This is a genomic window from Planotetraspora phitsanulokensis, from assembly GCF_016863295.1.
Taxonomy (GTDB): Bacteria; Actinomycetota; Actinomycetes; order Streptosporangiales; family Streptosporangiaceae; genus Planotetraspora; species Planotetraspora phitsanulokensis.
Genome location: NZ_BOOP01000045.1, coordinates 1 through 25,051, shown reverse-complemented (window position 1 = coordinate 25,051; position 25,051 = coordinate 1). Strand labels below are relative to the sequence as shown.

General features: G+C 68.7%; 28 protein-coding genes. 19 read left to right on the top strand and 9 right to left on the bottom strand.

The window, feature by feature from the left end; genetic code table 11:
* Positions 1 to 41 precede the first annotated feature (41 nt).
* The 5 genes from Pph01_RS37640 to Pph01_RS37620 form a co-directional block, all read right to left on the bottom strand.
* Positions 42 to 632 carry a GTP-binding protein gene (locus tag Pph01_RS37640; protein ID WP_204078021.1) on the bottom strand — a complete coding sequence of 197 codons (591 nt, stop codon included), beginning with the start codon at positions 630 to 632 and terminating at the stop codon, positions 42 to 44.
* The gene (locus Pph01_RS37635; RefSeq protein WP_204078020.1) at positions 613 to 963 is read right to left on the bottom strand and encodes a DUF742 domain-containing protein; all 351 of its coding nucleotides are present in this window, start codon (positions 961 to 963) and stop codon (positions 613 to 615) included. Before Pph01_RS37635 ends, Pph01_RS37640 begins: the two co-directional genes overlap by 20 nt.
* Positions 960 to 1,385, bottom strand: coding sequence for a roadblock/LC7 domain-containing protein (locus tag Pph01_RS37630; protein ID WP_204078019.1), 426 nt, complete (start codon positions 1,383 to 1,385; stop codon positions 960 to 962). The genes Pph01_RS37635 and Pph01_RS37630 overlap by 4 nt, the downstream gene beginning before the upstream one ends.
* A complete protein-coding gene (locus tag Pph01_RS37625) occupies positions 1,366 to 3,861 on the bottom strand; it encodes a sensor histidine kinase (protein ID WP_204078018.1) in 2,496 nt (831 codons plus the stop codon). Before Pph01_RS37625 ends, Pph01_RS37630 begins: the two co-directional genes overlap by 20 nt.
* 509 nt (positions 3,862 to 4,370) lie before the next feature.
* Positions 4,371 to 5,309, bottom strand: coding sequence for an SDR family NAD(P)-dependent oxidoreductase (locus Pph01_RS37620; RefSeq protein WP_204078017.1), 939 nt, complete (start codon positions 5,307 to 5,309; stop codon positions 4,371 to 4,373).
* 247 nt (positions 5,310 to 5,556) lie between these two features.
* On the opposite strand from Pph01_RS37620, the gene Pph01_RS37615 reads away from it, so the two are divergent.
* The gene (locus Pph01_RS37615; protein WP_204078016.1) at positions 5,557 to 6,441 is read left to right on the top strand and encodes a helix-turn-helix transcriptional regulator; all 885 of its coding nucleotides are present in this window, start codon (positions 5,557 to 5,559) and stop codon (positions 6,439 to 6,441) included.
* A gap of 46 nt (positions 6,442 to 6,487) precedes the next feature.
* Here Pph01_RS37615 and Pph01_RS37610 read toward each other — a convergent pair whose 3' ends face one another.
* Positions 6,488 to 7,048, bottom strand: a complete 561-nt coding sequence (locus Pph01_RS37610) for a dihydrofolate reductase family protein (protein ID WP_204078015.1) — start codon at positions 7,046 to 7,048, stop codon at positions 6,488 to 6,490.
* 97 nt (positions 7,049 to 7,145) lie between these two features.
* On the opposite strand from Pph01_RS37610, the gene Pph01_RS37605 reads away from it, so the two are divergent.
* The 12 genes from Pph01_RS37605 (at position 7,146) to Pph01_RS37550 (ending at position 18,787) form a co-directional block, all read left to right on the top strand.
* Positions 7,146 to 7,667 carry a winged helix-turn-helix transcriptional regulator gene (locus Pph01_RS37605; protein WP_204078014.1) on the top strand — a complete coding sequence of 174 codons (522 nt, stop codon included), beginning with the start codon at positions 7,146 to 7,148 and terminating at the stop codon, positions 7,665 to 7,667.
* A gap of 53 nt (positions 7,668 to 7,720) precedes the next feature.
* Positions 7,721 to 8,302 (top strand): TetR/AcrR family transcriptional regulator, encoded by a 582-nt coding sequence (locus Pph01_RS37600; RefSeq protein WP_204078013.1) that lies wholly within the window; start codon positions 7,721 to 7,723, stop codon positions 8,300 to 8,302.
* A 94-nt stretch (positions 8,303 to 8,396) separates the two neighbouring features.
* Positions 8,397 to 8,828 (top strand): nuclear transport factor 2 family protein, encoded by a 432-nt coding sequence (locus Pph01_RS37595; RefSeq protein WP_204078012.1) that lies wholly within the window; start codon positions 8,397 to 8,399, stop codon positions 8,826 to 8,828.
* Between the two features lie 66 nt (positions 8,829 to 8,894).
* Positions 8,895 to 9,836 (top strand): NADP-dependent oxidoreductase, encoded by a 942-nt coding sequence (locus Pph01_RS37590; protein ID WP_204078011.1) that lies wholly within the window; start codon positions 8,895 to 8,897, stop codon positions 9,834 to 9,836.
* A gap of 135 nt (positions 9,837 to 9,971) precedes the next feature.
* Positions 9,972 to 11,075 carry a Gfo/Idh/MocA family protein gene (locus Pph01_RS37585; protein ID WP_204078010.1) on the top strand — a complete coding sequence of 368 codons (1,104 nt, stop codon included), beginning with the start codon at positions 9,972 to 9,974 and terminating at the stop codon, positions 11,073 to 11,075.
* 112 nt (positions 11,076 to 11,187) lie between these two features.
* Positions 11,188 to 12,417, top strand: a complete 1,230-nt coding sequence (locus Pph01_RS37580) for a serine hydrolase domain-containing protein (protein WP_204078009.1) — start codon at positions 11,188 to 11,190, stop codon at positions 12,415 to 12,417.
* Between the two features lie 133 nt (positions 12,418 to 12,550).
* Positions 12,551 to 13,354 carry a helix-turn-helix transcriptional regulator gene (locus Pph01_RS37575; RefSeq protein ID WP_204078008.1) on the top strand — a complete coding sequence of 268 codons (804 nt, stop codon included), beginning with the start codon at positions 12,551 to 12,553 and terminating at the stop codon, positions 13,352 to 13,354.
* A gap of 221 nt (positions 13,355 to 13,575) precedes the next feature.
* Complete coding sequence (locus Pph01_RS37570; RefSeq protein ID WP_204078007.1) at positions 13,576 to 15,822, top strand: transglycosylase domain-containing protein; 2,247 nt, start codon at positions 13,576 to 13,578, stop codon at positions 15,820 to 15,822.
* A 225-nt stretch (positions 15,823 to 16,047) separates the two neighbouring features.
* Complete coding sequence (locus Pph01_RS37565; protein ID WP_204078006.1) at positions 16,048 to 16,632, top strand: hypothetical protein; 585 nt, start codon at positions 16,048 to 16,050, stop codon at positions 16,630 to 16,632.
* A gap of 86 nt (positions 16,633 to 16,718) precedes the next feature.
* The gene (locus tag Pph01_RS37560; RefSeq protein ID WP_204078005.1) at positions 16,719 to 17,888 is read left to right on the top strand and encodes a sensor histidine kinase; all 1,170 of its coding nucleotides are present in this window, start codon (positions 16,719 to 16,721) and stop codon (positions 17,886 to 17,888) included.
* The gene (locus Pph01_RS37555) at positions 17,885 to 18,553 is read left to right on the top strand and encodes a response regulator (RefSeq protein WP_204078004.1); all 669 of its coding nucleotides are present in this window, start codon (positions 17,885 to 17,887) and stop codon (positions 18,551 to 18,553) included. Before Pph01_RS37560 ends, Pph01_RS37555 begins: the two co-directional genes overlap by 4 nt.
* A 27-nt stretch (positions 18,554 to 18,580) precedes the next feature.
* Positions 18,581 to 18,787 carry a hypothetical protein gene (locus tag Pph01_RS37550; RefSeq protein WP_204078003.1) on the top strand — a complete coding sequence of 69 codons (207 nt, stop codon included), beginning with the start codon at positions 18,581 to 18,583 and terminating at the stop codon, positions 18,785 to 18,787.
* A 92-nt stretch (positions 18,788 to 18,879) separates the two neighbouring features.
* On the opposite strand, the gene Pph01_RS37545 is transcribed toward Pph01_RS37550, so the two are convergent.
* Positions 18,880 to 19,305, bottom strand: a complete 426-nt coding sequence (locus Pph01_RS37545; RefSeq protein WP_204078002.1) for a nuclear transport factor 2 family protein — start codon at positions 19,303 to 19,305, stop codon at positions 18,880 to 18,882.
* 154 nt (positions 19,306 to 19,459) lie between these two features.
* On the opposite strand from Pph01_RS37545, the gene Pph01_RS37540 reads away from it, so the two are divergent.
* Positions 19,460 to 19,618, top strand: a complete 159-nt coding sequence (locus tag Pph01_RS37540) for a hypothetical protein (protein WP_204078001.1) — start codon at positions 19,460 to 19,462, stop codon at positions 19,616 to 19,618.
* Between the two features lie 13 nt (positions 19,619 to 19,631).
* On the opposite strand, the gene Pph01_RS37535 is transcribed toward Pph01_RS37540, so the two are convergent.
* Positions 19,632 to 20,237 carry a TetR/AcrR family transcriptional regulator gene (locus Pph01_RS37535; protein WP_239117316.1) on the bottom strand — a complete coding sequence of 202 codons (606 nt, stop codon included), beginning with the start codon at positions 20,235 to 20,237 and terminating at the stop codon, positions 19,632 to 19,634.
* Between the two features lie 102 nt (positions 20,238 to 20,339).
* Here Pph01_RS37535 and Pph01_RS37530 point away from each other — a divergent pair, with 102 nt between their 5' ends.
* The 4 genes from Pph01_RS37530 (at position 20,340) to Pph01_RS37515 (ending at position 23,047) form a co-directional block, all read left to right on the top strand.
* Positions 20,340 to 21,104 carry an SDR family oxidoreductase gene (locus Pph01_RS37530; protein WP_204078000.1) on the top strand — a complete coding sequence of 255 codons (765 nt, stop codon included), beginning with the start codon at positions 20,340 to 20,342 and terminating at the stop codon, positions 21,102 to 21,104.
* A gap of 350 nt (positions 21,105 to 21,454) precedes the next feature.
* Positions 21,455 to 21,805 carry an ArsR/SmtB family transcription factor gene (locus Pph01_RS37525; RefSeq protein ID WP_239117324.1) on the top strand — a complete coding sequence of 117 codons (351 nt, stop codon included), beginning with the start codon at positions 21,455 to 21,457 and terminating at the stop codon, positions 21,803 to 21,805.
* Entirely contained in the window at positions 21,802 to 22,254 is a 453-nt protein-coding gene (locus Pph01_RS37520; protein ID WP_204077998.1) for an SRPBCC family protein, read from the top strand. The genes Pph01_RS37525 and Pph01_RS37520 overlap by 4 nt, the downstream gene beginning before the upstream one ends.
* Positions 22,255 to 22,264: 10 nt before the next feature.
* On the top strand, positions 22,265 to 23,047 hold the full coding sequence (locus Pph01_RS37515) for an alpha/beta fold hydrolase (protein ID WP_204077997.1): 783 nt from the start codon (positions 22,265 to 22,267) through the stop codon (positions 23,045 to 23,047).
* A 35-nt stretch (positions 23,048 to 23,082) separates the two neighbouring features.
* Here the strand turns inward: Pph01_RS37515 and Pph01_RS37510 are convergent, their stop codons facing one another.
* Positions 23,083 to 23,934 carry a DUF72 domain-containing protein gene (locus Pph01_RS37510; RefSeq protein WP_239117315.1) on the bottom strand — a complete coding sequence of 284 codons (852 nt, stop codon included), beginning with the start codon at positions 23,932 to 23,934 and terminating at the stop codon, positions 23,083 to 23,085.
* A gap of 180 nt (positions 23,935 to 24,114) precedes the next feature.
* Here Pph01_RS37510 and Pph01_RS37505 point away from each other — a divergent pair, with 180 nt between their 5' ends.
* Positions 24,115 to 24,744 carry a GNAT family N-acetyltransferase gene (locus tag Pph01_RS37505; RefSeq protein ID WP_239117314.1) on the top strand — a complete coding sequence of 210 codons (630 nt, stop codon included), beginning with the start codon at positions 24,115 to 24,117 and terminating at the stop codon, positions 24,742 to 24,744.
* Positions 24,745 to 25,051: the final 307 nt, after the last annotated feature.

The window sequence follows — 25,051 nt, the reverse complement described above, 5'->3', positions numbered from 1 at the left end:
CGGCCGACAAGCCGCACCCGCCCTTCACCGCCCTGCGGGCCTCATTCCGCGGGCACGCCCTTCACCGCGTAGGTGACCAGTGTGGTCAGCACTTCCTTGACCGACTCGCGCTCCCGCACGTCACACAGCACGATGGGGGTGGCCCCTCCCAGGCCCAGTGCTCGCCGTACCTTGTCCGGGTCGTGCCGCCGGGCCCCGTCGAAGCAGTTGACCGCCACCACGAACGGGATCCCGCGCTGCTCGAAGTAGTCCACGGCGGGGAAGCACTCCTGCAGGCGGCGGGTGTCGGCCAGCACCACGGCACCCAGCGCGCCGACGGCCAGCTCGTCCCACATGAACCAGAACCGGTCCTGGCCGGGCGTGCCGAACAGGTAGAGCCACAGGCCCTCGCGGATCGTGATCCGTCCGAAGTCCAGAGCCACGGTCGTGGTGATCTTTGACTCCACGCCGGAGACGTCGTCGACCCCGACGCCTCGTTCGCTCAGCAACTCCTCGGTGTGGAGCGGCCGGATCTCGCTGATCGTGCCGACCATGGTCGTCTTGCCGACCCCGAATCCCCCCGCGATGAGGATCTTGATGGCCAGCGCCGAGACGGCCCCGGTCGTTTCCTGCTCAGAGGCTGCGTAGCCCATGCAGCACTTCCCTGTAGATGCGTTCGTCGATGGTCTGCGCCGCCGGCCGCGGGCGGTCGATGGACACGAGGCCCTCGCGTCGCAGATCGCCGAGGATCACGCGGGTGATGTTGAGCGGCAGTCTCAGGTGTGCCGCCACGTCCGCCACCGGGGTCGGACTGCGGCACAACGACAACACCGCGAGATGCTCGGGAATGTGCTCAACCGGCTGGACGCGCGTGCTTACGGTCGTGACGATGGCCACCAGGTCGAAGGTCTCGCCGACCGGGCGCGCGCGGCCCCCGGTCAGCCCGAAGAGCCTGATCAGCGGCCCGGGGTCCTCTGCCGTCACGACCCCACGCCGTTCCAGACGGGCGCCGGAGCCGCCCCCCTCGGCTGCGCGGACAGGTGTTCGCCGACGCGCTTGACCAGGAGTGCCATCTCATAGGTGACCATGCCGAGCTCGGCGTCGCTCGCGGCGAGCACGGCCAGACGGGCGCCCTGCCCGGCGGCGGTGACGAAGAGGAAGCCGCCTTCCATCTCGATGATGGTCTGCCGGACGCCGCCGAGGCCGAAGTGCCGTCCCGCGCCCAGCGCGAGGCTGTGGCTGCCCGCGGAGATCGCGGACAGATGTTCGGCGTCCTCCCGCGTCAGCTCCTTGGACCCGCCCATGGCCAGCCCGTCGGCGGACAACACGATGGCGTGCCGGATGTCCGGGATGCGCTGGGTCAGATCGTCGAGCAGCCAGTTGAGTTCAGTTCTGGAGTCGGCCATCGGGGGTGCCGTCCTTTCTGTTCCACACGTCCTGTCCGTGCTCCACCTGGCCGCGACCCTGCTGCCAGCCTCGTTGCATGGACGACATCAGTTGGGCGAGCTCCTCCGGAGATCGCACGGAGACCTCCTCCTCCTGCCGCCGCGCGCCGCGGAGCTGAGGAGCGATGCTGGCCTGCGGTATCCGCATGGGGAGCCCGTCGAGGTCGTCGTCGCTGCCCGGCTCGGGGATGGTCCACCGCGCCGGAGCGGGAGCCGGAGGAGGCGTCACGACGGGCGCCGTCGCCGGCCCGACCGCGGGAGACGGGGTGGACGCCGAAGACGGAGCGGACGCCGGAGACGGGACGGACACCGTGGCGGAGGCCGGAGAGGGTGAGGACAGCGCGGCGGAGGCCGGCGTCTGGGGCGGCACGGAGGCGTGCTGGGCCGAGAACCACCCCGACGCGGGCGCCGGCGTGGCGCCCTCCGGCTCCCCCCGGACGGCGGAATCCTCTCCCGAGCGGGTCGCCGACACGGCGCCCAGCGCGCGGAACGGCCTGCCCACCCGGGCCTTGCCGGCCAACGCCATCTGGGGTGAAGCGACCTCGACGTCCGGCGTATCCGCCGTGGCGAGCAGGCTCGTGGGCAGCAACACGATCGCGGTGGTCCCGTCGTACGGCGAGGGCCGCAGCACGATCTTGATGTTGTGCCGGGTCGCGAGCCTCGCGACGACGAACAGACCGAGGCGGTCGCTGTCGGCCAGGTCGAACTCCGGCGGGTCGGCGAGCCTCGCGTTGAGGTCGTCGAGGGTGGCCCGGCTCAGCCCGAGCCCCCGGTCCTCGACCTCCAGGGCGAAACCGTTGGCCGCGACGCTGCTCCTGATGTGGACGGTGGTGTCGGGCGGCGAGAAGACGGCGGCGTTCTCCGCCAGCTCGGCGATCAGGTGGATCACGTCGGTCACCGCGGCGCCGACCAGCAGCGGCGCCTGCGGCATGGGGGCGACGACGACGCGGGTGTAGTCCTCGACCTCGAGCACGGCGGCCCGCACCACGTCGAAGAGCGGCACCGGGTCACGCCAGATGCGGGCGGGGGCCGAGTCAGACAGGATGATCAAGTTCTCCGCGTGCCGTCTCATGCGCGTGGTCAGATGGTCGAGCTTGAAGAGGTCCTCCAGAACCTCGGGCTCCTCGACGCGGCGCTCCATGGTGTCGAGGAGATTGAGCTGACGGTGCAGGAGCGCCTGGTTGCGCCGGGCCAGGTTGAGGAAGACCTGGCCGACGCCCTTGCGGAGGGTCGCCTGGCCGACGGCCGCCTCCACGGCGGTCCGCTGCACCGCGGAGAACGCGTGCACGACCCCGTCGACCTCGGCGGTGTCGGCGGGCGCGAGGTCGGGGGCCTCCGTCGCGGGATCCACGTCGTCGCCCCTGCGCAACCGCTCGACCAGGCGCGGCAGGCGTTCCTCGGCGAGCTCGACGGCCGACCTCTGAAGCCGCTTCAGCTCCGAGATCATGGATCGGCCGAAGCGGTAGGACAACGCGAGCGACGCGAGGACGGCGAGGAGGCCGATGAGCAGCACCAGCCCGATACGCCAGTACGCGCCGATCTTCTGCGACTCGCTCTCGGCCGCGGCGCGGTCGAGTTCCTGCAGGGTGTCCCGGTTGATCGTGTTGAGAACCGTCTCCGCATCGCTCTTCCATTCGGCGGGGTCCACCGGCGGCGCGCCGTCGGTGTCCCACACGAAGAGCCGGTCCTCGACCTCAACGAGCCGCTTGTAGGCGTTGCTGTTCACAAGGTTCTGATAGCGCGCCCGCAGGTCGGGGCCCATGTCGCGGTCGGCGTTGGCGAAGACGAGCCTGCGGCTGGTCATCGCGGCCACGAACGTGGCCCGATCGGTTGGGCTCATCTGGCGATGCACGATCGTGCTGGTCAGCACGGCGTGCTCTCTGCCCAGGTATTCGGCGGTGGCGCTGTAGGCGGACATGCCGCGCACCGCGCGGTAGGACGACACGTCGCTCAACGCGTCCTGATCGCTGAACTGCTGGTTGGCGTTGCTGATCAGGCTGTTGTAGCCCTCAATGATCTTGATTGGACTGGTGAGCCTGCCGACGTCGGCGGAGTCGCGAAGGTACTGCACGCCGTCCACCGCCGCCACCAGGGCACGCACCGCCGCAGGGGTCTCCTCGCCCTTGGGGGCGATCGACTCGATCACCTGGCGCAGGCGCTCCACCTTTTCGTCGGTGATGCGACGCTGCTCCGCCAGCGGCTCGTCGTCGGCGGTGCCGCCGGGCGCGGCGGCGGAGAGCTGACGCTCCCGCTGGAGTTCCACGATCAACTGCAGCACCGGCGATCCGATGCTCTCCCAGCGATTCTGCGTCCGGGAGACGTCAACGATCTCCTGGACGCTCGAGTAGGCGATGAAACCCCACAGGGCGATCATCGAGACGAGCGGAAGCAGCAGGATTCTGAGGAGCTTCGAGCGGATCGGGGGAGGCGAGCTCATCCATCATGTCCAATTCCGCGCGTGGTGCGCCGTCGCGGTCGTGCTGTGACCTGTGACCGTCCCCGAGAATGCATGCCACGGCTGATACGCCTGTGGTTGGTCCACTATGCCCATGGCACAGAGGGACTTCAAGCAACAGATGCGAAGAACGGATACGAATCCGATTGGCATTGATCATGACGAACCGCCACATCACACCCAGTCGCTACGGTGCGGTGCCGGAGTGATCACAGCACGTACGGTTCCGATGTGACGGACGTGCTGGTCGAACGCTTTTCTCCTGCCACCGGGCACTCGAGACAGCGGTGGGAGGGGCACGTTCCGTGACTTCGGGCGTGCGGCGAATACAGGGGAGGTCCGATTAAGGCTCCGGGTCGCCTTGAGGGCGGAGCCGGACGCTCGCCCCCAAGCGACCCGAGCCACTTGTCTTAATCGTGTGGAATATAGAAGGAAATTCTGTCGGACTCGGCGAGAAATGGCGGGTTATCGACTGAGGTCGTAATTTCTAGTCAGAATGCCGAGGCGAGCATGTCGAGGGACACCTGCCACAGCCGCGCCGCCGCCTCGGGGTCGAGGGCGTGCGCGGCGACGCCCCGGAGCTCACCGGGCACGGGAGGCAGCGCCTCGTTGCAGTCCTCGAAGTACCGGCCGCCCACACCTTCGAGCGGCGGCCAGGTCGCGAGCAGCGCGGATGTGGCGGCGCCCTGCTGGGGCGTCTTGAACACGTAGCCGGAGGCCATCGAACGTTCGAGCGCCTCCTGGCTCATGTGCCGCGCCAGATTCGTCAGTACGGCCCCCGGGTGCACGGCGTTGACCGTGATGCCGTCCGCAGCCCACCGCTTGTTCGCCTCGACCGCGAACAGGGCGTTGGCCGTCTTGGACTGGCCGTACGCGATGGAGGGGTCGTAGGCGCGCCGCATGAAGTGGATGTCGTCGAAGTCCACCCCGGCCCGCAGATGACCGACCGAGCTGAGCGACACGACACGGGCCCGCCCGGCCGCCACGAGCGCCGGGTGCAGCCCGGTGGAGAGCGCGAAGTGCCCGAGATGGTTGGTCGCGAACTGCAACTCCCAGCCCTTCGGCGTACGCGCCTCGGTCGTCATCATCACGCCTGCGTTGTTGACGAGGATGTGCAAGGGACCGTCCCACGCGGCGACGAAGGCCGCGACGGACGCCTGGTCGGAGAGGTCGAGCGGCGCGACCAGGATGTGCTCGTTCCCGGTGGTCGCTCTGATGTCCGCGGCAACCTCCTCGCCGGCGCCGACGCCGCGCACCGCCAGGGTGACCTCCGCCCCCGCGCCCGCGAGCGCCCTGGCGGTCTCGATGCCGATGCCGGATGAGGCGCCGGTCACGATGGCACGGCGGCCGGTGAGGTCCACGCCCTCCACCACCTCGGCAGCGGTGGACAGGGCCGTGAACGGCGTGGTGACGAGTGTCGGTTGGGTCATGGGGCTGCCTCTCTGTGATGCTCCGGCCCGGAGGCCCGACGGCGGACGCGCCCGGATCCGGGCCGCCGCTGCTCGCCTGACCTCGCGAAACAAGGCCAGAGGGCGTTTTCTTCAGCACACCACCGGTGCGACCCCCGCCCGCTTCGTAAGACAGGCACGTCTCCACCCGGGGTCCGGCGTACCAGGGGTCCAGCAGGCCCCCTCACGGACCTCGCCGTCCGTTCACCCCGGTCATACTCTGAATGCCATGAGCGACCCCTCCTCCGGCGCCGGGGCGAATTCGGAGCTCCGGGAGTTCCTGCGCTCGCGCCGGGCCCGGATCACACCCGAGGAAGCAGGGCTGTCGACGCAGCCGGGCACCCGCAGGGTGCCGGGTCTGCGCAGGGAGGAGGTCGCCCAGCTCGCCGGAGTGAGCGTGGACTACTACGTGCGCCTGGAGCGCGGCCGCCACGTCAACGTCTCCGAGACCGTCCTGGACGCCCTCGCCCGGGCGCTGCGCCTGAACGACACGGAGCGCGGTCACCTCTTCGACGTGGCCAGGCCCACCATCGGGCGGAGCCGCCCGATGCCGCCGCAGCGGGTACGGCCGGGGCTGTACCGCGTGCTCGACCTTCTGAGCGACACCCCTGCGCTGATCCTGGGCCGCCGCATGGACGTCCTGGCAGCCAACAAGATGGCCCGGGCCCTGTACACCGACTTCGACGCCCTCCCGCACCGGGATCGGAACATGCTCCGGTTCATGTTCCTCAACGAGGCCGCCCGCGGGCTGTACGTCGACTGGGAGTCGGCCGCTCGCGGCACCGTCGCCGGCCTGCACCTGTACGCCGGACGCCATCCCGACGACGCCCGCCTCGCCGAGCTCGTCGGCGAGCTCTCCCTCCGTGACAAGGACTTCCGCCGCTGGTGGGCCGACCACGACGTCCACCGTCGCACGTACGGCGCCAAGGACTACCACCATCCCGTGGTCGGCGACCTCACCCTGGGCTACGAGGCCTTCGGCTCCGAAGGCGATCCCGACCAGGTCCTCGGGATCCACACCGCGGAGCCGGGCTCCCCGTCCGAGCAGGCCCTGCGCCTGCTGGCCAGCTGGATCAGCGAGCCGGCCACCATACGCCTGCCGGGCCCCGCCTAGGGTTCCGCACCGGGTCCCGAGGTTCCGCAACGGGCGGGAACGCGGCTCACACCCTGGTGCGGTAGTGGAGATGGACCACGCCGTTGCCGAAGCGGCGTTCGTCCAGCAGGTCGAGCTTCACGCGGACGCCGGCGGGGAGAGCCGGATTCCCGCCTCCCACGACGACGGGCGTCAGGAACAGGTGGCACTCGTCGACCAGCCCGGCCCTGAACGCGTGGGCGGCGAGCTCGGGCCCGCCCACGGAGATGTCCCGCTCCGCGGACGCCTTCATCCGGCGGACCGCTTCGGCGTCGAAGGCTCGCTCGATCCGCGTCCTGGCCGTCCGCGCCGTCTCCAGCGTCCGGGAGTACACGACCTTGTCGGCCGCCTGCCATATCGCGGCGAAGTCCAAAGTGACGGGCGACTGGCCGGGGAGGGTGTGCATGGTCTCCCAGCCGGCCATCACGTCGTACATGCGACGCCCGTAGAGATAGGTGCCGATCGGCCGCTCGAGGTCGTTGACGAAGGCGTGGACCTCCTCGTCCGGCTCCGCCCAGTCGAACTTGCCGTTCTCGTCCGCGACGTAGCCGTCGAGCGACGCGATCGCCGCGTAGACCAGTTCGGCCACGACTGCCCTCCTTCACTTGACTGATTGCATTTTGCTAGCAGTCAGCGAGCCTAAGTAAACTGCTCGTCTAATGCAACCAGTTGTCCCTAGGGGTTCGATGACCAAGGCCCACCGCTCGGGGTGTCCCGTCAACCTGTCACTCGAGGTCTTCGGCGACAAGTGGAGCCTGCTCATCCTCCGCGACATGATCTTCGGCGGCCGGCGGCATTTCCGCGAGATCCTGAACGGATCGCAGGAGGGGATCGCCTCCAACATCCTCGCCAACCGGTTGAAGAGGCTGGTCGACCTGGGCATGCTCACCAGGCGCGACGACCCGTCCCACAAGCAGAAGGCGATCTACCGCCTGACCGAGCCGTCGATCGAACTCGTGCCGATCATGGCGGCGCTGGGCACCTGGGGCAGCAGATGGCTGCCCGTCACCGAGGAGTTGTCGATCCGGGCGCGCGTGCTGGGGGAAGGCGGCCCCGAACTCTGGGACCGCTTCATGGCCGAACTGCGCGAGGAGCACCTCGGCATCCCGGCCGGCCCGGCCCCCGACGGCCGGACGGTCCGCCAGACCCTGCAGGAGGCCTACCTCGCCGTCGTCGCCGAGGCCGGCGCCGACTCGTCATCTGTGTGAGCGTCGCCACGGAAACTTGACCGCACGTTCCAGATAGCCCTAGCGTGCGTGTCATGGCACGAGTCAGGGAGTTCGACACCGAGGCCGCGCTGGAGGCGGCCATGTCCGCGTTCCGCCACAGGGGATACGAGGGCACCTCGGTGCAGGACCTGGTCGACGCCACGGGCATCGGACGCGGATCGTTGTACGCGGCGTTCGGCAGCAAGGAGGGCCTGTACCTGGCGGTCATGGACCGCTACCGCGAGCAGTACGCGGTCCCGCTGGTCGAACTCCTCGACAGCGGGGCGCCGGCACGCGAGCTGATCCGCAACGTGTTGCTCGGCGTGGTGGACGAGATCGTGCGCGACGGCACCCGCCAGTCGTGCCTCATCGTCAGCGCCACGACGGAGCGACTGCCGCACGATCCCGAGGTCGCCGGGCGTGTGCGGGCGACGACCTCGTCGCTGGAGGACGCGCTGACTGAGCTGATCACAAAGGGCCAGAAGGACGGCCAGTTGACGAGTGTCCGCGACGCGAGGGACCTGGCGCGGTTCATTCTGACGACCGTCCACGGACTGCGGGTCATGGGCGCGATCAACACCGACCGGGGAATCCTGACGAACATCGCGGAGGTGGCCCTGGGCTGCCTCGACTGAGTTTTTCATACCCTGATTATGTAACGATCATTCAAGATTTTTTAATTGACGGCCCCGTGGCCGTGACCGCGAAGGAGCGACATTGGAGGACGACATGCTTCGGCGTCTCCGGGACGTCGAAGAGATCAAGCAGCTCAAGGCGCGTTATTTCCGCCACGTCGACGCCAAGGACTGGGACGCCTGCCGCGAGTTGTTCACCGCGGACGCGCGCATCGACATCGGCGGCACCGTCAGAACGCTCGACGAGTTCGTCTCCGTCACCCGCGCATGGCTCGGCGACGCGGTGTCCGTGCACAGCGGGTCCATGCCCGAGATAGAGATCACCGGTCCCGACGAGGCCACCGGGATCTGGAGCATGCACGACTACATCGCCTTCCCCGACGACGGCCACGCCCCACGGGGAATGCACGGCTACGGGCACTACCACGAGCGATACCGGCGGGTCGACGGCCGCTGGCGCATCCACACCACGAGGTTGACCCGCCTGCGGATCGACCCGTTCGAAGGAGGCCTCCCCGATGTGTGAGCACTCGGGCGGGCGAACCGCTTCACGACTCGGGCACGGCACCAGGGTCCGGACGCCGGAGGACGTATGAAAGCGGTGGGAGCCTTCGCGTTCGGCGGCCCGGAGGTGCTGCGAGTCGTCGACGTTCCCGAACCGCACGCGGGACCGGGGGAGGTGCGCATCCGCGTGCACGCCGCGGCGGTCAATCCGGCGGACACGCTCATGCGCGCGGGCCTCGTCCCCCTCCCCGGCGTGCGGCCGCCGTACATCCCCGGCCAGGACGCCGCGGGAGTCGTCGACGCGATCGGGGAAGGCGCCGTCACCGGGCTGCGAATCGGCGACCGGGTGATGGCGATGGCCATTCCGACCGGACCACGCGGCGGCGCCTACGCGGAGCACGTGGTCCTGCCCGCGTCATGGGTGACCAGGGCGCCGGCCGGCACGAGTCACGCCGAGGCCGCGACCCTTCCGATGAACGGGCTCACCGCCCGCATGACGCTCGACCTGCTGAACCTCTCGCCTGGACGGACTCTCGCGGTGACCGGTGCCGCAGGGGCGTTCGGCGGCTACACGGTCCAACTGGCGAAGGCAGCGGGGTTACGCGTCGTCGCCGACGCCTCGCCGTCCGACGAGGACCTCGTCCGGTCTCTGGGCGCGGACATCGTGGTGGCGAGGGGCGACGACGTCGGAGCCCGCATCCGCCGGGCCGTACCCGAGGGTGTGGACGGGTTGGCCGACGGCGCGCTCATCGGGGCGTCCGTGGTGGCAGCGGTGCGTGACGGCGGAGGCGTCGCCGCTCTGCGCGGCACCGGACCTTTCGGCGCACCCGAGCGCGGCATCACCTTTCACACCGTGTACGTCCCGGACTATCGCGGCAACTGGGACAAGCTCGATCAATTGCGACGTCTGGCGGACGCCGGTGCGGTGACCTTGCGGGTCGCGGGCGTCTTCCCGCCCGCGCAGGCGTCTGAGGCCCACCGCCTTCTTGAAGCCGGCGGCGTCCGGGGCCGGCTGGTCATCGAGTTCTGAGGCCGCCCGCCGGCCGTACCGGCGGACCCGCGCGTCCTCGTTCCTTCTGCACGTTTCGGCACGTTTCCGCATTTTCAGCACACATCACAACACCCGGGCCGCACCCGCGGCCGGTTCCACCACGGGGGGAAGCACATGAAGAAGATCGGTGTCGGCGTCATCGGGGCGAGCTCACAAGGATGGGCGGCGATCAGCCACATCCCCGCGCTCAAAGCCCTTTCCGACTACGAACTGCGCGCGATCAGCACCTCGCGCCGAGAGTCCGCCGAGCTCGCCGCCAAGGAGTTCGACGTCCCGACGGCGTACGACGACCACAGGGACCTGATCGCCCATCCGGGCGTCGACCTGGTCGTGGTGGCGGTGAAGGTGACCCACCACCACGCGCTGGTCTCGGCGGCGCTGGAGGCCGGGAAGATGGTCTACAGCGAATGGCCGCTGGGCGTGGATCTCCGTGAGGCGGCCGATCTGACCGATCGGGCCCGGGCCGCGGGCGTGCGCACGGTGATCGGGCTGCAGGCCCGCTTCTCCCCCGTGGTCCGTTACGCCCGCGATCTGGTCGCGAACGGCTACGTCGGCCGGGTGCTCGGCACGACGCTGATCGGGTCGGGTCTGTCCTGGGGGGCGGAGACCGACCGCGCCCACGCCTACATCTTCGACGCCGCCAACGGGGCGACGCTCCTGACCGCGGCGGGGATGCACGCTCTCGAGGCGGTGAACTTCGCGCTGGGGGACTTCGCCGGCGTCTCGGCCAACCTCGTCAACGGCCGCAAGGAGGTCCGGGTGGTGGACGAGGGGACCACGATCCCGGTGACGACGGCCGACCAGCTGTCCGTCACGGGGACGCTGGACAGCGGCGCGGCCGTGTCGTTCTTCTACCGGGGCGGCTTCTCGCGTGGCGACAACCTGCGCTGGGAGATCAACGGCACCGAGGGCGACCTCATCCTGACCGCACCGGGCGTCAACGGAAACCTGCAGGCGGCGGACCTGAAGCTGGAAGGCGGCCGGGGCGCGGACACCGTGATCGCCGAGATCGCCGTGCCAGGTCACTACTTCGATCCCGTCCCCCGCACCCTGGCCGCACTCCCGCAGAACGTGGCGCAGACCTACGCGTTCCTCGCCAGGGATCTGCGCGAAGGCACCGACACCGTCCCCGGCTTCGACTACGCCCTCGAACGGCACCGGCTCGTCGAAGCGATCGAGCGGGCGTCCCGGACCGGGGCGGTCCAGCTCCCAGCATGACTCCAGGCGATCCGTCGCGACGGACGTAGGCCGCGAATCGCTCTCTCGCGGAAATCGGCTCCGATGACTAGAATCATGTTCTATTTTCCGGCTCCGACTGCGAGGGAGCGGCATGGGCGAGCTGAAGATCACCTGCGATCCGGAAGAGGTCGGCTTCGACGGCGGCCGCCTGCGCCGCATCGACGCGCATTTCGCGTCCTACGTCGACGACGGAAGGCTGCCCGGCTGGCTCGTGCTGGTCACCCGGCGCGGCGAGATCGCGCACCTGTCCACGTACGGAACACGCGACATGGCCTCGGGGGCGCCGGTCGAGGCCGACACCCTCTTCCGGATCTATTCGATGTCGAAGCCGATCACGTCGGTCGCGGCCATGATGCTCTACGAGGAGGGAGCGCTCGAGCTGACCGACCCGATCAGCCGCTTCATCCCCTCCTTCGGCGACATGCGGGTCTACGAGAAGGGCACGGCGGTCACGCCGATCACTCGCCCCGCCACCGAGCCGATACGGCTGTGGCACCTCCTCACCCACACCGCCGGCCTGGTCTACGGCTTCCAGCACGTCAGCGTCGTCGACGAGATCTACCGCAACGCCGGCTTCAACCGGGGACTGCCGCGGGACCTCGACCTCGCCGAGGTCGTGGACCGGTGGGCGGGCCTGCCCCTGCTCTTCGAGCCCGGCACGCAGTGGAACTACTCCGTCGCCACCGACGTGCTCGGCCGGGTGGTCGAGGTGGTGTCGGGGCAGTCGCTGGACCGGTTCCTCGCCGAGCGGATCTTCGACCCGCTGGCGATGACCGACACCGGATTCTCCATCCCCGCCGAGAAGGCCGACCGGATGGCCTCGCTCTACACGGCCGGCCCGAACGGGCGGGCGGCCCTCCTCGACATGGGCGACACCGCCTTCAGGCAGCCCAAGGCGCTGTCGGGCGGCGGCGGGTTGATCTCCAGCGCCGGCGACTATCACCGGTTCACCCAGATGTTGCTGCGCGGCGGCGAACTGGACGGCGTGCGACTCCTCAGCCCGCGCACGGTCGCGTACATGACCCGCAACCACCTGCCCGGCGGCGCCGACCTCGAGGAGTTCGGCCGACCGGTGTTCGCCGAGGTCACCTATGCCGGCGTCGGCTTCGGACTCGGCTTCGCGGTGGTGCAGGACGCCGTGCGGCACAAGGCCCTGGCCTCCGAGGGCGAGTACAACTGGGGCGGCGCGGCGAGCACGACGTTCTGGGTGGACCCGGCGGAGCAGGTGACGGTCGTCTTCCTCACCCAGCTCACTCCCTCGAACGCCCACCCGATTCGGCCACAGTTGCGACAATTGGTCTATCAGGCGCTCGTCGACTGACCGGAGAGATCGTCACACCGGGGCGGTCCGGCCGCCACCTGCGGCTCGATCGCCCGCCGACATCAGGCGAATCTTGAGTCCTAGGTGTAACACACCCATAGTAAATAGGATTATCAGGTCATAACGTGACGGAGTGGAAGTACTTGCTGACTTGCTTCGCGCCCTCCGCAACACCGCGCCGCTGGACGCACTGAGGCGGCGACACGGCCACCGGCACATGCCGGGACTGGGGCGCGAAGAGGTGGCCCTCATGGCAGGCCTCGATCCGGCCTACTACGCCCGGCTGGAGCAGGGGCTGGAATCCCACCCGCCCGATGACGTGCTGAACGCCCTGGCACACGTCTACAACCTCGACACCGACCGCGTCGACCACCTGTACCGCGTCGCGCACCCGGCGGGGCAGGTTCAGATCTCCCAGAAACTGCAGAAGACCGTGGAGAACTGGTATCACGCGCCGGTTTTCGCGGTGAACCACCAGTTGGACGTCCTGGCCGCCAACAGCATGGCCCGCGTGCTGTTCAAGGGCATGGATCACACCGACAACCTGATGCGCCACGCGTTCCTCGCTCCCGGTGCCCGCGAGTTCTTCCCCGACTGGGAGCGCGAGGCCCGCTCGAAGGTGGCCCACCTGCGTGCCGCGGCCGAGGAGGACGAAGACGCGCCCGCCCTGCGTGAACTGGTGGACGAACTCTCCTCGGAGAGCAGGGAGTTCCGCCGGATGTGGTCGAACCACGATGTGCAGGTGGACGAGTACAAACACATGCGCCATCACGAGATCGGCGACGTGGACCTCCGGCATGACACGCTGTGCGTCCAGAGCAGTCCGGGCGTGCTGCTCTTCGTCTGCCACGCCGACCCCGGCGGCGCCGCCGAGGAGGCTCTGTCCCTGCTGAGCATCCTCGCGGCGGACGAGGGAGTGAACTCGGCCGTGGACTGACCGGCCGCCGGGCCCGCCCCGCGACTCCGTCACGGCCATCCCGTCCGTCCATGTCAGCGAGGTGCTCAGGACAGGAAAGCTACGGAGGCGACCGTCCCGCCCGGTATCGGACGAGTGACCAGTCGCGGTCCGGAAAACCGATCTCCGTGTCGCCGTATCAGATCTGCTTTTCCGTTCCATGACAGCCACACGAGTCACTTGGGGCTAATAACCTGGCGTGTATGCCAACACGGGGGATATTTCGGACAGAGGTAGGTCGAGGGGTCGCGCTGCTCCTGGCACTCGGGGTCGCCGGGGGCGCCCTCGTGGCGGGGATCTCGTTGCCGGCGGTGGGCGGCATCGGCGTCGGGATCGTGACCGCGTCGAACGACCTGGACATCAATCCGGCCGACCTCGTCGAACCCCCGCTGCCGGAGAAGTCGACCGTGGTGGACGCCAACGGTCACCAGATCGCCCAGTTCTACGACCAGTACCGGGTGAGCGTCTCGCTCGACCACGTTGCCGACGTGATGAAGACGGCGATCATCTCGATCGAGGACTACCGCTTCTACGAGCACGGGCCGATCGACATCGAGGGCACGGTCCGCGCGCTGTCCAAGAACGTGATCGCGGGTGGGGTGAGCCAGGGGGGCTCCAGCATCACCCAGCAGTACGTCAAGCAGGTGCTGCTCAACAAGGCCACGACCAAGGAGGAGCAGGAGCAGGCCCTGCAGCCGAGCTACGGGCGCAAGCTCGCCGAGCTCCGGTACGCGATGGGCCTGGAGCGGAAGTACTCCAAGGACCAGATCCTGGAGAAGTACCTGAACATCGCCTACTTCGGCGCTGGGGCCAACGGGATCGAGGCCGCGGCGAAGCGGTTCTTCGGGGTGTCGGCGTCCCGGCTGAACCTGACCCAGGCGGCGACGCTGGCGGGAGCCGTACAGCAGCCCAACAGCACCGACCCCTCAGCCGGGAAGAAGAGCCAGGACCGGCTGCGGGCGCGGCGCAACACCGTGCTCGACCGGATGGCGGAGCTCAAGAAGATCACCCCGGAGCAGGCAGCCGCGGCCAAGAAGAAGCCGCTGGGATACAAGGACACTCCGCTCCCCGGCGGGTGCGAGTCCAGCAAGTACCCCTACTTCTGCATGTACGTGCGCGCCGACATCCTCACCAACCCCGCGTTCAGCGCCTTCGGCAAGACGGCCGACGCCCGCGACCAGTTCCTCAAGCGCGGCGGCCTGACCATCAAGACCACACTCGACCCGAAGATGCAGGCCGCAGCGGACAAGGCCATCAAGGACCGCGTCTACGCCACCGACAACCCGGTCGCGTCCGAAGCCCTGGTCGTGCCGGGCACCGGCGAGATCAAGGCCATGGCGGCCAGCAGGAAGTACGGCACCAACAAGCGCAAGAAGCAGATCTCCTACAACGTGGTGGCCAACGTCGCCCACGGCGGCGGCACGGGCTTCCAGGCCGGGTCGACCTTCAAGGTGTTCACTCTGCTCACCGCCCTCAAGGAGGGCTGGAAGCTCAATGACGGCATCCAGAGCCCCGCGGGTTACACGGCGCCCGGCTATGCCGCTTTCAAGAACTGCAAGGGCCAGAGCATCGGCGACCCGAGCCACACCGTCACCAACGACGAGGGATCGGGCGGGTTCAAGACCCTGCAGACCGGCACCTGGGAGTCGGTCAACACCTTCTTCGTGTCGCTGGAGCAGAAGGTCGGCCTGTGCAACGTGGTCAAGACGGCCAAGTCGCTGGGCATCAAGCGCGCCGACGGACAAGCGCTGCAGGAGTTCGAGGGCTTCACGCTCGGCATCAACGAGATGGACCCGGTGACCGTCGCCTCCGCGTACGCCGCCATCGGCGCGCGGGGCATGTACTGCCCGCCCCAGGCCATCACCTCGATAACCGACCGCAACGGCAAGACCACGACGTACAAGCCGAATTGCAAGCGGGCGCTGGATCCGGAGGTCGCCGACGCCGCCGCGCACATCCTGACGGGAGTCTTCGGCCCGTCGGGCACCATGAGCGCCGTCGGAGGCATCGGCCGCGACGCGGCGGGCAAGACCGGCACCAGTGACGACTCCTCCTCCGCGTGGTTCGCCGGGTTCACCCCCGACCTGGCCGGCGCGGTGAGCCTGGGCGACCCCCGCGGCGCGGTCAAGCACAAGCTGAACAACGTGACCATCGGCGGCACCACGTACGGCTCGGTGTTCGGTGCGGACATCTCCGGCCGGATCTGGAAGTACACCATGATCGATGCCCTGAAGGGCATCCCGGCAACGGACTTCACCCCGGTGAACACCGCACGCTTCGGCGGCTGTGGCGCCGGCTGCGCCCCCCACAACGAGGAGCCGACGGACAACGGCCAGGGCCAGAACGACCCCGGGACGACGCCGGGCGGTCCCATCGGCGATCCCGGCGGCCCCAACGGCGGTCAGCCGATCGGCGGCCCCAAGGGGACCAAAGGCACCCTCGGGCGCTGACACGACGAAGCAGTGAAGGAGGGCGGGCGTCTCGCGACGCCCGCCCTCCTTTTTGTCCGGCCCTTCGCGTGACCTGGTGCGGCCTCCGCTTCACGGGGACCTCGCCGGTGTGGGGGATGAACCCCCTCCTGAGAGGGAGCGGCGAGATGGCTCTCTTCGGCGATGTCCTCCGAGCAGGAGAAATCCACCATTGAGGTGTTACCGAAACCGCTGAGGAGACACCCAATGAACCCCCGCATCGCGTTCGTCGCAGCCCCCCTGCTCACCATGGCCTACGGAGTGATCCGGATCCTTGACGGGTTCGACGGAGAGAGAGGTCCCGGCCTCGCCTGGACCATCGGCCACCTCGCCTTCCTGGGCGCCCTGGCCATGTTCGTCGTGACCTTCGTGCAGATGCGCCGGATGGCTGGACGGAACACGTTGTCCACAGTGAGCGCCACGATCGGGATCATCGGCATCCTGTCGCTCATCGCACAGTTCGTCATCGACATGGTGGTCGGCTTCCTCTCGGCCGACCACGCCGCCATGGGCGTCCATTTCGAACGGATCCAGGCTGTCCCCGGCGTCCTGTTCGCGGTCTACACCGTCGTTCCGCTCTTCTTCTTCATCGGCCAGTTCGCGATCGTCGCCCAGCTCGCCGTCCAGCGTCGCGTCAAGGCCTGGACGCCCGTCCTGGTCCTGCTCGACTGCGTCGTGCCGAACCTCGACAAGGACCTCATGCCGCTCGGGGCCCTCTTCCTGCTCATCTCCTTCATCCCGCTCGCCGGTCTGGCCTCCCGTGCCGCCGAGCCCGTTCCCGTCGCCGCGTGACACGACACCGATCGGCGGGCCCACCCGGGCCGCCGATCGGCGTTCCCGGCTTCGCCGTACTGAATGGTCAGGCAAGATTGAGCCTCGTGTCCGCTTTGCCGTTTCTCGCCCCGGCACACAGCCGGTGGAAGTCCCTCCCCGTCCTGTGGCTGGACACGGTGCTCGCCGTACTGGTGCTGGTCGTGCAGATGTGGCCGCTCCTGTCCCGCTCGAATCCCTCCGGCGGACCATGGGACTGGTGGGGATACGCGGTCGTGGTCGCCTCAGCCGTGCCGATCGTGTGGAGACGCCGGGCGCCGGTGACCGTGCTGCTCGCCAGCGTCATCGCGACCTCCCTCTACGACCTCGCGGACCAGGTCGCCGCGCAGCCGATCTGGTACGGCGGGCTCATCGCGCTCTACACCGTCGCCGCCTACTCGCCGCCCCTGCGCCGCGTGGTCATCCTGGTCGTCACCCTCGGCGGCGGCCTGCTTCTGGTCGGCTCCTCGGACACGGCGCTACGCGGCATCGTTCTGTTCGTCGCCGCGTACGCCGTCGGCCGCGCCTCCGCCACCTCCCGCGCGTACGCCGCGGCGCTGGAGGAACGGGCCGTCCAACTGGAACACGAACGCCAGGCTGAGGCCGAACGGGCCGCCGAGCGCGAACGGGCCCGGATCGCCCGGGACATGCACGACATCCTCGCCCACGCGGTCAGCCTCATGGTGGTGCAGGCCGAGGCGGGTCCCGTCGTGGTCAGGAGCAACCCCGCCCGGGCCGAGGCCGCGTTCGACGCGATCGCCTCCGCGGGACGGGACGCCATGGTCCAGCTCCGCCGCATGCTGAGCGTGCTCAAGGAGGACACGGGCCCGCGAGCGCCGCAGCCGACCCTCGACGATCTGGCCGGGCTGTCCGACCAGGTCGCCGGCACCGGGCTCGACGTGGTCTTCTCCTCGTCGGGTGAGGCCAGGCCGTTGCTCCCCGACATCGAGGTCGCCGCCTACCGGGTGGCGCAGGAAGCCCTCACGAACATCGTCAAGCATGCCGGCGCCACCCGTGCCGACATCCGGCTCATCTGGCAGGACGACACACTCATGATCAGCATCACCGACGACGGCCGCGGCTCCGGGACGTCCTACCCCTCCGGGGGGAACGGCCTGATCGGCATCCAGGAGCGGGCGAGCGCCCTGGGCGGCTCGGCGACCATGGGCCCCCGTGCCGACGGGCCGGGCTTCCAGGTGCTCGTACGGCTGCCGCTCGCGGAATCGGTGGCGGCATGACCGTGAGGGTGGTGGTCGCCGACGACCAGGAGCTGGTGCGCGCCGGGTTCAGCATGATCCTCGACGCCCAGCCCGACATCGAGGTCGTCGCCGAGGCGGGCGACGGGGCCGAGGCCGTCGCGGCGGTGCGAGAGCACCGGCCGGACGTGCTCCTTCTCGACATCCGCATGCCCACGATGGACGGAATCGAGGCCGCCGGCATCGTGTCCGCAGAGACCGACTGCCGGGTGCTCATGTTGACCACCTTCGACCTGGACGACTACGTCTACGACGCGTTGCGGGCGGGCGCGAGCGGGTTCCTGCTCAAGGACGTCCGTCGTGACGATCTCGTGCACGCGGTGCGGGTGGTGGCGGCCGGGGATTCGCTCCTCGCGCCTTCGGTCACCAGAAAGCTGATCGCCGAGTTCACCTCCAGGACCGTCGCCCGCCCTGTGGCACCGCCCTCGGACCGGCTCGCCGTACTGACGGTCCGCGAGCAGGAGACGCTCCAGATGATCGCGCGCGGGTTGTCCAACGCGGAGATCGCCGTCGAGATGGTCCTCAGCGAGCACACGGTCAAGACGCACGTCAGCAACGTCCTCACCAAGCTCGGGCTGCGCGATCGGGTGCAGGCGGTGATCGCGGCCTACGAAACGGGGCTCACGGTCCCTGGTGAACAGCTCTGAGAGCTGTTGGGCAGCAAGTTCGTCCACATGACCAAGCGCCGGGTCGACTTCTACTTCCAGGCCAAGGGGAGCAAGACCGCCAAGTACATGGGGAACACCGTCATCGATTCCAAGGGCCGGTTCAGCAAGAAGTTCACCGCCGTCAAGGACGGCAGCTGGAGCGCGACCTGGGAGACCTTCAGCTCAACGTATGTCAACGCCAACAGCCTCAAGGACTACGTCGACGTGCGTTGACCCGAGTCGGGAACCGATCACATCGGGCCGGTGCCGTTCAGGTGCCGGCCCGACGCCTTTGGTCAGCGTGGAAGTGGCGACACAGTCCCACTTCACCCGGTGAAAGGGAACGAGTGATGTTCGTGGCGGACGACCCAACGGCCCTGCTCCTTGGCCAGCCCGAGGGTGAGGCGCAGGCGGTTCCCGGGGTCGGCGGCCAAATCCTGGGGCGTGCCGCAGCGCAGCAACGCGTAGGCGAAGGCCACATCCGTCCCGGCTGTGATCTCCAGTGACGTGATCTCGAACGAGGCTCCGTGCGACTGCCACTCGAAGAACGGCGGCCAGACGTCCCGGTAGGCGTCGATCCCGCGCACCCCCTGAACGGGCGGCGGCACGTCGAACATCACGATCTCGTCCGAGTGGTCGGCGATGACCGTTTCGAGGGCGCCGGCGTGTACCGCGGCAGCCCAGCGTTCGACCAGTTCACGGATCAGCTGTTCGTCGTCCATGCTCGGCTCCCGCCCCTCCCCGTCGGCCATGATCGTCCCCTTTCCTGCGCCGCCCACATGAATCTGGACATGCGACTCCGTCCGTTGCTATGTCTAGCGAATTCAGCAGTGGCAATTATGCGAGGTGCATGTCGATGGCGCACGGTTTTACCTGCCGGGCCCACAGGCCGGCCAATGGATACGAATGAAGCGCGACAGATCGAAAGGCGACGAGGACGACCACGACGCCCGCTGCCGTTTCATCGCGGAGCTGGGCATGGGCGGCTGGGAAATGGTGAGCGCCGCGTATCCCGGCAACCGCGACCCCGTGGTCCTCTGGTTCAAACGGCCGATAGAGAATTGACGGCGATCACGCATTATGCAGGCGTTCCAGGCCTGGTGACCGCCCGGGCCAACCGGGTCGCCACCTCGGCGGTCACAGGGGAGCGAGCGATCAGAATCCGGTACCACATCAGCCCGTAGATCTGGTCGATCGTCAGTTCCAGGTCGGTCTCCGCCGGCAGTTCCCCGCGATCCAGACCTCGGACGAGCAGGCCGCGGAGTTCGTTTCTCCGGGCGGCGATGAATTCACGCATTCCCTCGGCGGCCACGGTGTCCCGCAGGGCTTCGGCCATGAGGCCGCGCAACAGGGGGGCCACCTCTTCCACGGCGCGGAAGGTGTCCGCGAGGAACGCCTCCAGATCCGCGGCGAGTGCGCCGGTGTCAGGGATGGTCACCTCTTTCTGCGCACGTTCGACCGTCGCCTCCAGCAGCACCGCCCCCTTGGAGGGCCACCATCGGTAGATCGTGTGCTTGCTGACGCCCGCGGCCTGGGCGATGGCGTCGATCGAGACGGCCATGCCGTCCGGCCCGGCGAGCAACTCGGCGGCGCAGTCCAGCACGGCCTTGCGCACCGCGGGATTGCGGCGGCGTCCCGTGTGGGGACGGGGCGGGACCGGCTCACCGGCGACATCGAGCGACACGTGCCGACACTACCATTTGACGAAACCATGAGTTCCGGCAAAGCTCTGACGGAACTCATGGTTTCGACAACTGCTTGAACGTCGCACACACGGGGGCTTGCGATGGATCTGAACCTGCGCGGCAGACGCGCTCTCATCACCGGCGCGTCGAAGGGCATCGGCGCCGCGACCGCGGAGGTGCTCGCCGAGGAGGGCTGCGACCTGCACCTCGCCGCCCGCAGCGCGTCCGCGCTCGAAGACCTCGCGCACCGCCTGCGCGCCGCCCACTCCGTCGAAGTGTCCGTGCACCCGGTCGACCTGCGGCAGCCGGAGGATCTCGACCGCCTCGCCGGCGACGTGCCGGATCTCGACATTCTGGTCAACAACGCCGGAGACATCCCCGGCGGCTCCCTCGACGCGGTCGACGGGAAGGCATGGCGGCACGCGTGGGAGCTCAAGGTCTTCGGCTACGTCGATCTCACGCGACTCGTCTACGCGCGGATGAAGGCCCGCGGGCGTGGAGTGATCATCAATAACATCGGCAACGCCGGCGAGCGGGTCGACTCCAATTACATCGCCGGAAGCTCCGGCAACGCCGCCCTCATGGCGTTCACCCGAGCCCTGGGTGGTCGCAGCCTGAACGACGGCATCCGTGTGGTCGGCGTCAACCCCGGGCCGGTGGCGACCGAGCGGATCCTCACCCTCCTCAAGGCACACGAGGGCGAGGAGAACGCGTACGCCGACCTCATGGCCGGCTACCCGCTCGGCCGGGCGGCGAACCCGCGCGAGATCGCCGACCTCGTCGCCTTCCTCGCCTCCGACCGCTCCGCCTACACCAGCGGCGTCGTCTTCACCGTCGACGGCGGCATGTCCGCCGGGGGCGCCTGACCGGGAAGCTCTTCACAGCCGGGGACGCTGTGGCGAGCTCCAGTGGTCTTACAGGGTCGAAGCCCGGCCAAGGGGGCAGGGCCCGCGATTTCGTTTCTCATGGAATCTCGAACGACTTCCATGAGAAACGAAAAGGCCGGGGCTTCAGGAGCGATCCGCCACGGCCGCTGAACCTCCGGACCGAACGTGTGGATGCCATCGATCCTCACAGGAGAGCTGCCTCCGCGATACGGCGGTCCGGGGTGGGCTCCACCCCACACGTCGGCAGAGGCGCAGGGCGACCTCGCGCTTGCACAACCATGTGGTTGTGCAAACTCGCGGTTGTGCGTAGGGTCGGGGGCGTGGCAGTCATGGAAGACGAACTGAGCCTGGTGTTCTCGGCGCTGGCCGACCCCACCAGGCGCGCGATCCTGGAGCGCTTGGCTCATGGCGACGCGACGGTGAACCAGCTCGCTGAGCCGTTCGCGATGACGCAACAAGCAGTGTCCAAACACCTGAAGGTGCTCGAGCGCGCCCGCCTGATCTCGCGGACGCGCACCGCGCAGTCACGGCCCTGCGTCCTGGACACCGAACGCCTCGATGCGGTCGCCGGCTGGATCGAGCGCCATCGGCGGATCTGGGCCGGCCGACATGACCGGCTCGACCAGCACCTGGCCGCCCTCCAAGCCGCCCAACGCCGGGACGGGGAGACGACACGATGACCGAGACCGGCGAGCTGACCTACCGGCGCGTGCACCGGGCCTCGCCCGAGGTGCTGTTCGACTGCATGACCACGCCGGAGCATCTCACCCATTTCTGGGGCCCGGCCGGGACGACGACGCCGGTCGGGAACATCACCATCGACCTGCGGCCCGGTGGCGTCTTCGAGACCACCATGGTCAGCGATGCCGACGGCAGCACGCACACCATGCGGGCCGTCTACGTCGAGGTACGCCGTCCCGAACTGCTGGTGTGGGTCGAGGCCGACGTCGAAGGGGGCATGCGGACCACGATCACCTTCATCGATCTGCACGACGGGCGGACCGAGGTCGTCACCCATCAGACCAATGTCCCGGCGGCATATCTCAGCGCGCAGGCGAGGGCCGGCTTCACCACCAGCCTCGACCGCTTCGACGTCTACGTGGCCGAGCTGAACGCCCAGCGAGAGTAGGGAACACGACATGCCGACAGTCACGTCAGCCGACGGCACCACGATCGCCTACGAGCGCACTGGCAGTGGACCGGCGCTCGTCCTCGTCGACGGCGCCATGTGCTACCGCGGCGCGGGGCCGATGCGGCCCCTCGCCGCGCTCCTGCGGGACACCTTCACCGTCTACACCTACGACCGTCGCGGCCGGGGCGAAAGCTCGGACACCCTGCCCTACGCGGTGGCTCGCGAGGTCGAGGACCTCCACGCCCTCATCGCACAGGCAGGGGGCGAGGCATACGTCTACGCCATCTCCTCTGGAGCGGGTCTCACCTTGGCGGCCGCGGCGGCCGGCCCCGGGATCACCAGGCTGGCGCTCTACGAGCCACCGTTCATGGCCGAGGTCGAAGGCGACACCCCGAGCAAGGAGTACACAGAACGGCTCCACGAACTACTCGACGCCGGACGCGGAGGCGACGCCGTAGCCCTGTTCATGACGCGCGTCGGCATGCCCGCCCCAGTCGTCGCCGGCATCCGGGCGCAGCCGGGCTGGGCCGAGCTGGAGGCGATCGCCCCGACGCTCGCCTACGACGACGAAGTGCTCGCCGGCTGCACCGTACCGCGTGACCTTGCTTCGGCGATCGCCGTTCCGGCGCTGGTCCTCGCCGGCGAGGCCAGCCCGCAGGGGCTCCGCCAGGCGGCGAGGGCGACGGCGGACGCGCTGCCCACCGCGGAGCACCGGACGCTCGGCGGCCAGACGCACGACGTGGCCCCCGAAGCACTCGCACCCGTGCTGGCCGAGTTCTTCGCCGCCTGACGATGCGCCGAGGTCTCCTGTTCGGGCGCCGGTGATCAGAAGAGGGTCGGCGGCTCGGCGGGAAGGGGTTCGGGCAGGGGGTCGACCTCGGGCACACGCGCCCGCACCTCATCGTGGAAACGACGGGCGAGCGTCAGTGCGTCGGCGTTGTCGGGCGTGTGGATGAACACCGTCGGCGAACGGCCTTCCCGCAGCCATTCGGTGACCGTGCCGATCCAGGGCCGCCACCCTTCGACCGTGTGCTCAGTGGCGTCCCGTCCGAGGTAGCGGATGATCGGGCGGTCGGTGAGCGCGGCCGTCCGGCGTGGCACACGCGGTTTCTTCACCCACGCGTCACGTTCGGCGTCGCTGGTCGGCGGGCTCCGGAAGAGAGTGACGGTGTCGAACGGAATCCACTCCGCCCCGACACCGGCGAGGACCCTTTCGAGAAGTCCTTCGGATCGCCTGTCGTCGAAGAACGCCCGGTGGCGCACTTCGACGGCGTACCTGTACGTGTGGGGGAGCCGGCGGAGGAATCCCGCCAGCGTGCCGAGATCGGCCGGACCGAACGAACCCGGCAGTTGGATCCAGAGAGCGTGGGCCCGCGGCCCGAGCGGCTCGATCGCGTCCAGGAACGACCGCAACTCCTCCTCGGCACCGTTCAGCCGCCGCTCATGCGTGATCGACTTGGGCAGCTTCACCACGAGACGGAAGTCGGGTGCGGTCTGCCGCGCCCACGACTCCACCGTGCTCCGCGCGGGGGTCGCGTAGAACGTCGTGTTGCCCTCCACCGCGTTGCACCAGGTGGCGTAGGTCCGCAGGCGCTCCTCGGGAGGAAGCGGATGGGGCAGGAAACGCCCCCGCCACGGAGCGTGTGTCCACATCGCGCAGCCCACGTGTAATTTCATGACCGGTCCAGAGGAGCAAGAAGAGGCACGCAGACACCGTAGCGTCGCCAGGATCGAGGAAGATCCCGGCTCATCCCGGAGAGCCGCACAACCTGACGCCACCTACCAAAACGGCTCGCGCGGACAGCCGCCCTGCGAGTTACATTGCGCAGTGCTCATTTCACGTGGAAGGCGGGGCGGATGAGTTTCACGCTGGAGGCGCCGGTTCTGGAGGGCGCGCTCGTACGCCTGGAGCCGTTGAACCATCGTCATGCGCCGGACCTGGCCATGGCGGCGGAAGAGGATCGGCGTTCATACGGGTTCACCTGGGTGCCCAGAGCCGACGAGGTCGCACAGTACATAGACGCGCAACTCGCCCGCGCCGCGACGGGGCGGCTCGCCCCGTACGCGCAGGTGGCGAAAGCGACGGGGCGGGCGGTCGGGGCAACGGCCTACTGGGATCCGCGGCTGTGGTCGTCGGAAGACCGCCTGGACGCCGTCGAGGTCGGGTTCACGTGGCTGGCGACGTCGGTTCAGGGCACCGGGCTGAACGTCGAATCCAAGTTGCTGCTGTTCGGCAACGCCTTCGAGAACTGGGACGTGGCGCGGGTCGACCTGAAGACGGACGCGCGCAACCACCGCTCTCGTGCCGCCATCGAGAAGGTGGGCGCGCGGTTCGAAGGGGTGTTGCGGAACTGGTCGCAGTCGTGGGCGCCGGGAGAAGAGGGACTGCTCCGCGACTCCGCGATTTACTCGATCATCGCGACGGAGTGGCCAGATGTCCGGTCGCGGCTGGAACAGCGGCTGGCCAGGGCCCTGACGCGCTCGTAAGCCGCAGGTCACGAAGCTCTCACCAGTTAAGGGCCCCTGCTGGCGCATCCGCGCGCCAGCGCAGCGCTCGCGGAACCCGCCGGACGGGGACTAGATAATTCGCGCCATTTGCTGAGAAATGCTGCGAACTGCCCGAATTGGCAATTGCGCCTGGCGAGAGTTCTCTAATTACTCACAGGTATGCCTTGCTCACCATCCGTGCTCATGAAATGATTCGTATAGGTGTTCGAATCTCTTGGGGTGGGGTGGGGGCGTTGTTCGAGATCGTTGAGCCGGTGGGGCGGGCACCGGATGGCGAGTGGCTTTC

Coding starts and splice junctions, on each gene's coding strand:
- Pph01_RS37625 (WP_204078018.1), bottom strand. CDS start 3,861: ATGAGCTCGCCTCCCCCGATCCGCTCGAAGCTCCTCAGAATCCTGCTG.
- Pph01_RS37520 (WP_204077998.1), top strand. CDS start 21,802: ATGACCGAGACCGGCGAGCTGACCTACCGGCGCGTGCACCGGGCCTCG.
- Pph01_RS37615 (WP_204078016.1), top strand. CDS start 5,557: ATGAGCGACCCCTCCTCCGGCGCCGGGGCGAATTCGGAGCTCCGGGAG.
- Pph01_RS37595 (WP_204078012.1), top strand. CDS start 8,397: ATGCTTCGGCGTCTCCGGGACGTCGAAGAGATCAAGCAGCTCAAGGCG.
- Pph01_RS37515 (WP_204077997.1), top strand. CDS start 22,265: ATGCCGACAGTCACGTCAGCCGACGGCACCACGATCGCCTACGAGCGC.
- Pph01_RS37590 (WP_204078011.1), top strand. CDS start 8,895: ATGAAAGCGGTGGGAGCCTTCGCGTTCGGCGGCCCGGAGGTGCTGCGA.
- Pph01_RS37630 (WP_204078019.1), bottom strand. CDS start 1,385: ATGGCCGACTCCAGAACTGAACTCAACTGGCTGCTCGACGATCTGACC.
- Pph01_RS37525 (WP_239117324.1), top strand. CDS start 21,455: ATGGAAGACGAACTGAGCCTGGTGTTCTCGGCGCTGGCCGACCCCACC.
- Pph01_RS37530 (WP_204078000.1), top strand. CDS start 20,340: ATGGATCTGAACCTGCGCGGCAGACGCGCTCTCATCACCGGCGCGTCG.
- Pph01_RS37600 (WP_204078013.1), top strand. CDS start 7,721: ATGGCACGAGTCAGGGAGTTCGACACCGAGGCCGCGCTGGAGGCGGCC.
- Pph01_RS37550 (WP_204078003.1), top strand. CDS start 18,581: ATGACCAAGCGCCGGGTCGACTTCTACTTCCAGGCCAAGGGGAGCAAG.
- Pph01_RS37580 (WP_204078009.1), top strand. CDS start 11,188: ATGGGCGAGCTGAAGATCACCTGCGATCCGGAAGAGGTCGGCTTCGAC.
- Pph01_RS37505 (WP_239117314.1), top strand. CDS start 24,115: ATGAGTTTCACGCTGGAGGCGCCGGTTCTGGAGGGCGCGCTCGTACGC.
- Pph01_RS37545 (WP_204078002.1), bottom strand. CDS start 19,305: ATGGCCGACGGGGAGGGGCGGGAGCCGAGCATGGACGACGAACAGCTG.
- Pph01_RS37540 (WP_204078001.1), top strand. CDS start 19,460: ATGAAGCGCGACAGATCGAAAGGCGACGAGGACGACCACGACGCCCGC.
- Pph01_RS37565 (WP_204078006.1), top strand. CDS start 16,048: ATGAACCCCCGCATCGCGTTCGTCGCAGCCCCCCTGCTCACCATGGCC.
- Pph01_RS37620 (WP_204078017.1), bottom strand. CDS start 5,309: ATGACCCAACCGACACTCGTCACCACGCCGTTCACGGCCCTGTCCACC.
- Pph01_RS37605 (WP_204078014.1), top strand. CDS start 7,146: ATGACCAAGGCCCACCGCTCGGGGTGTCCCGTCAACCTGTCACTCGAG.
- Pph01_RS37570 (WP_204078007.1), top strand. CDS start 13,576: ATGCCAACACGGGGGATATTTCGGACAGAGGTAGGTCGAGGGGTCGCG.
- Pph01_RS37640 (WP_204078021.1), bottom strand. CDS start 632: ATGGGCTACGCAGCCTCTGAGCAGGAAACGACCGGGGCCGTCTCGGCG.
- Pph01_RS37510 (WP_239117315.1), bottom strand. CDS start 23,934: ATGAAATTACACGTGGGCTGCGCGATGTGGACACACGCTCCGTGGCGG.
- Pph01_RS37585 (WP_204078010.1), top strand. CDS start 9,972: ATGAAGAAGATCGGTGTCGGCGTCATCGGGGCGAGCTCACAAGGATGG.
- Pph01_RS37555 (WP_204078004.1), top strand. CDS start 17,885: ATGACCGTGAGGGTGGTGGTCGCCGACGACCAGGAGCTGGTGCGCGCC.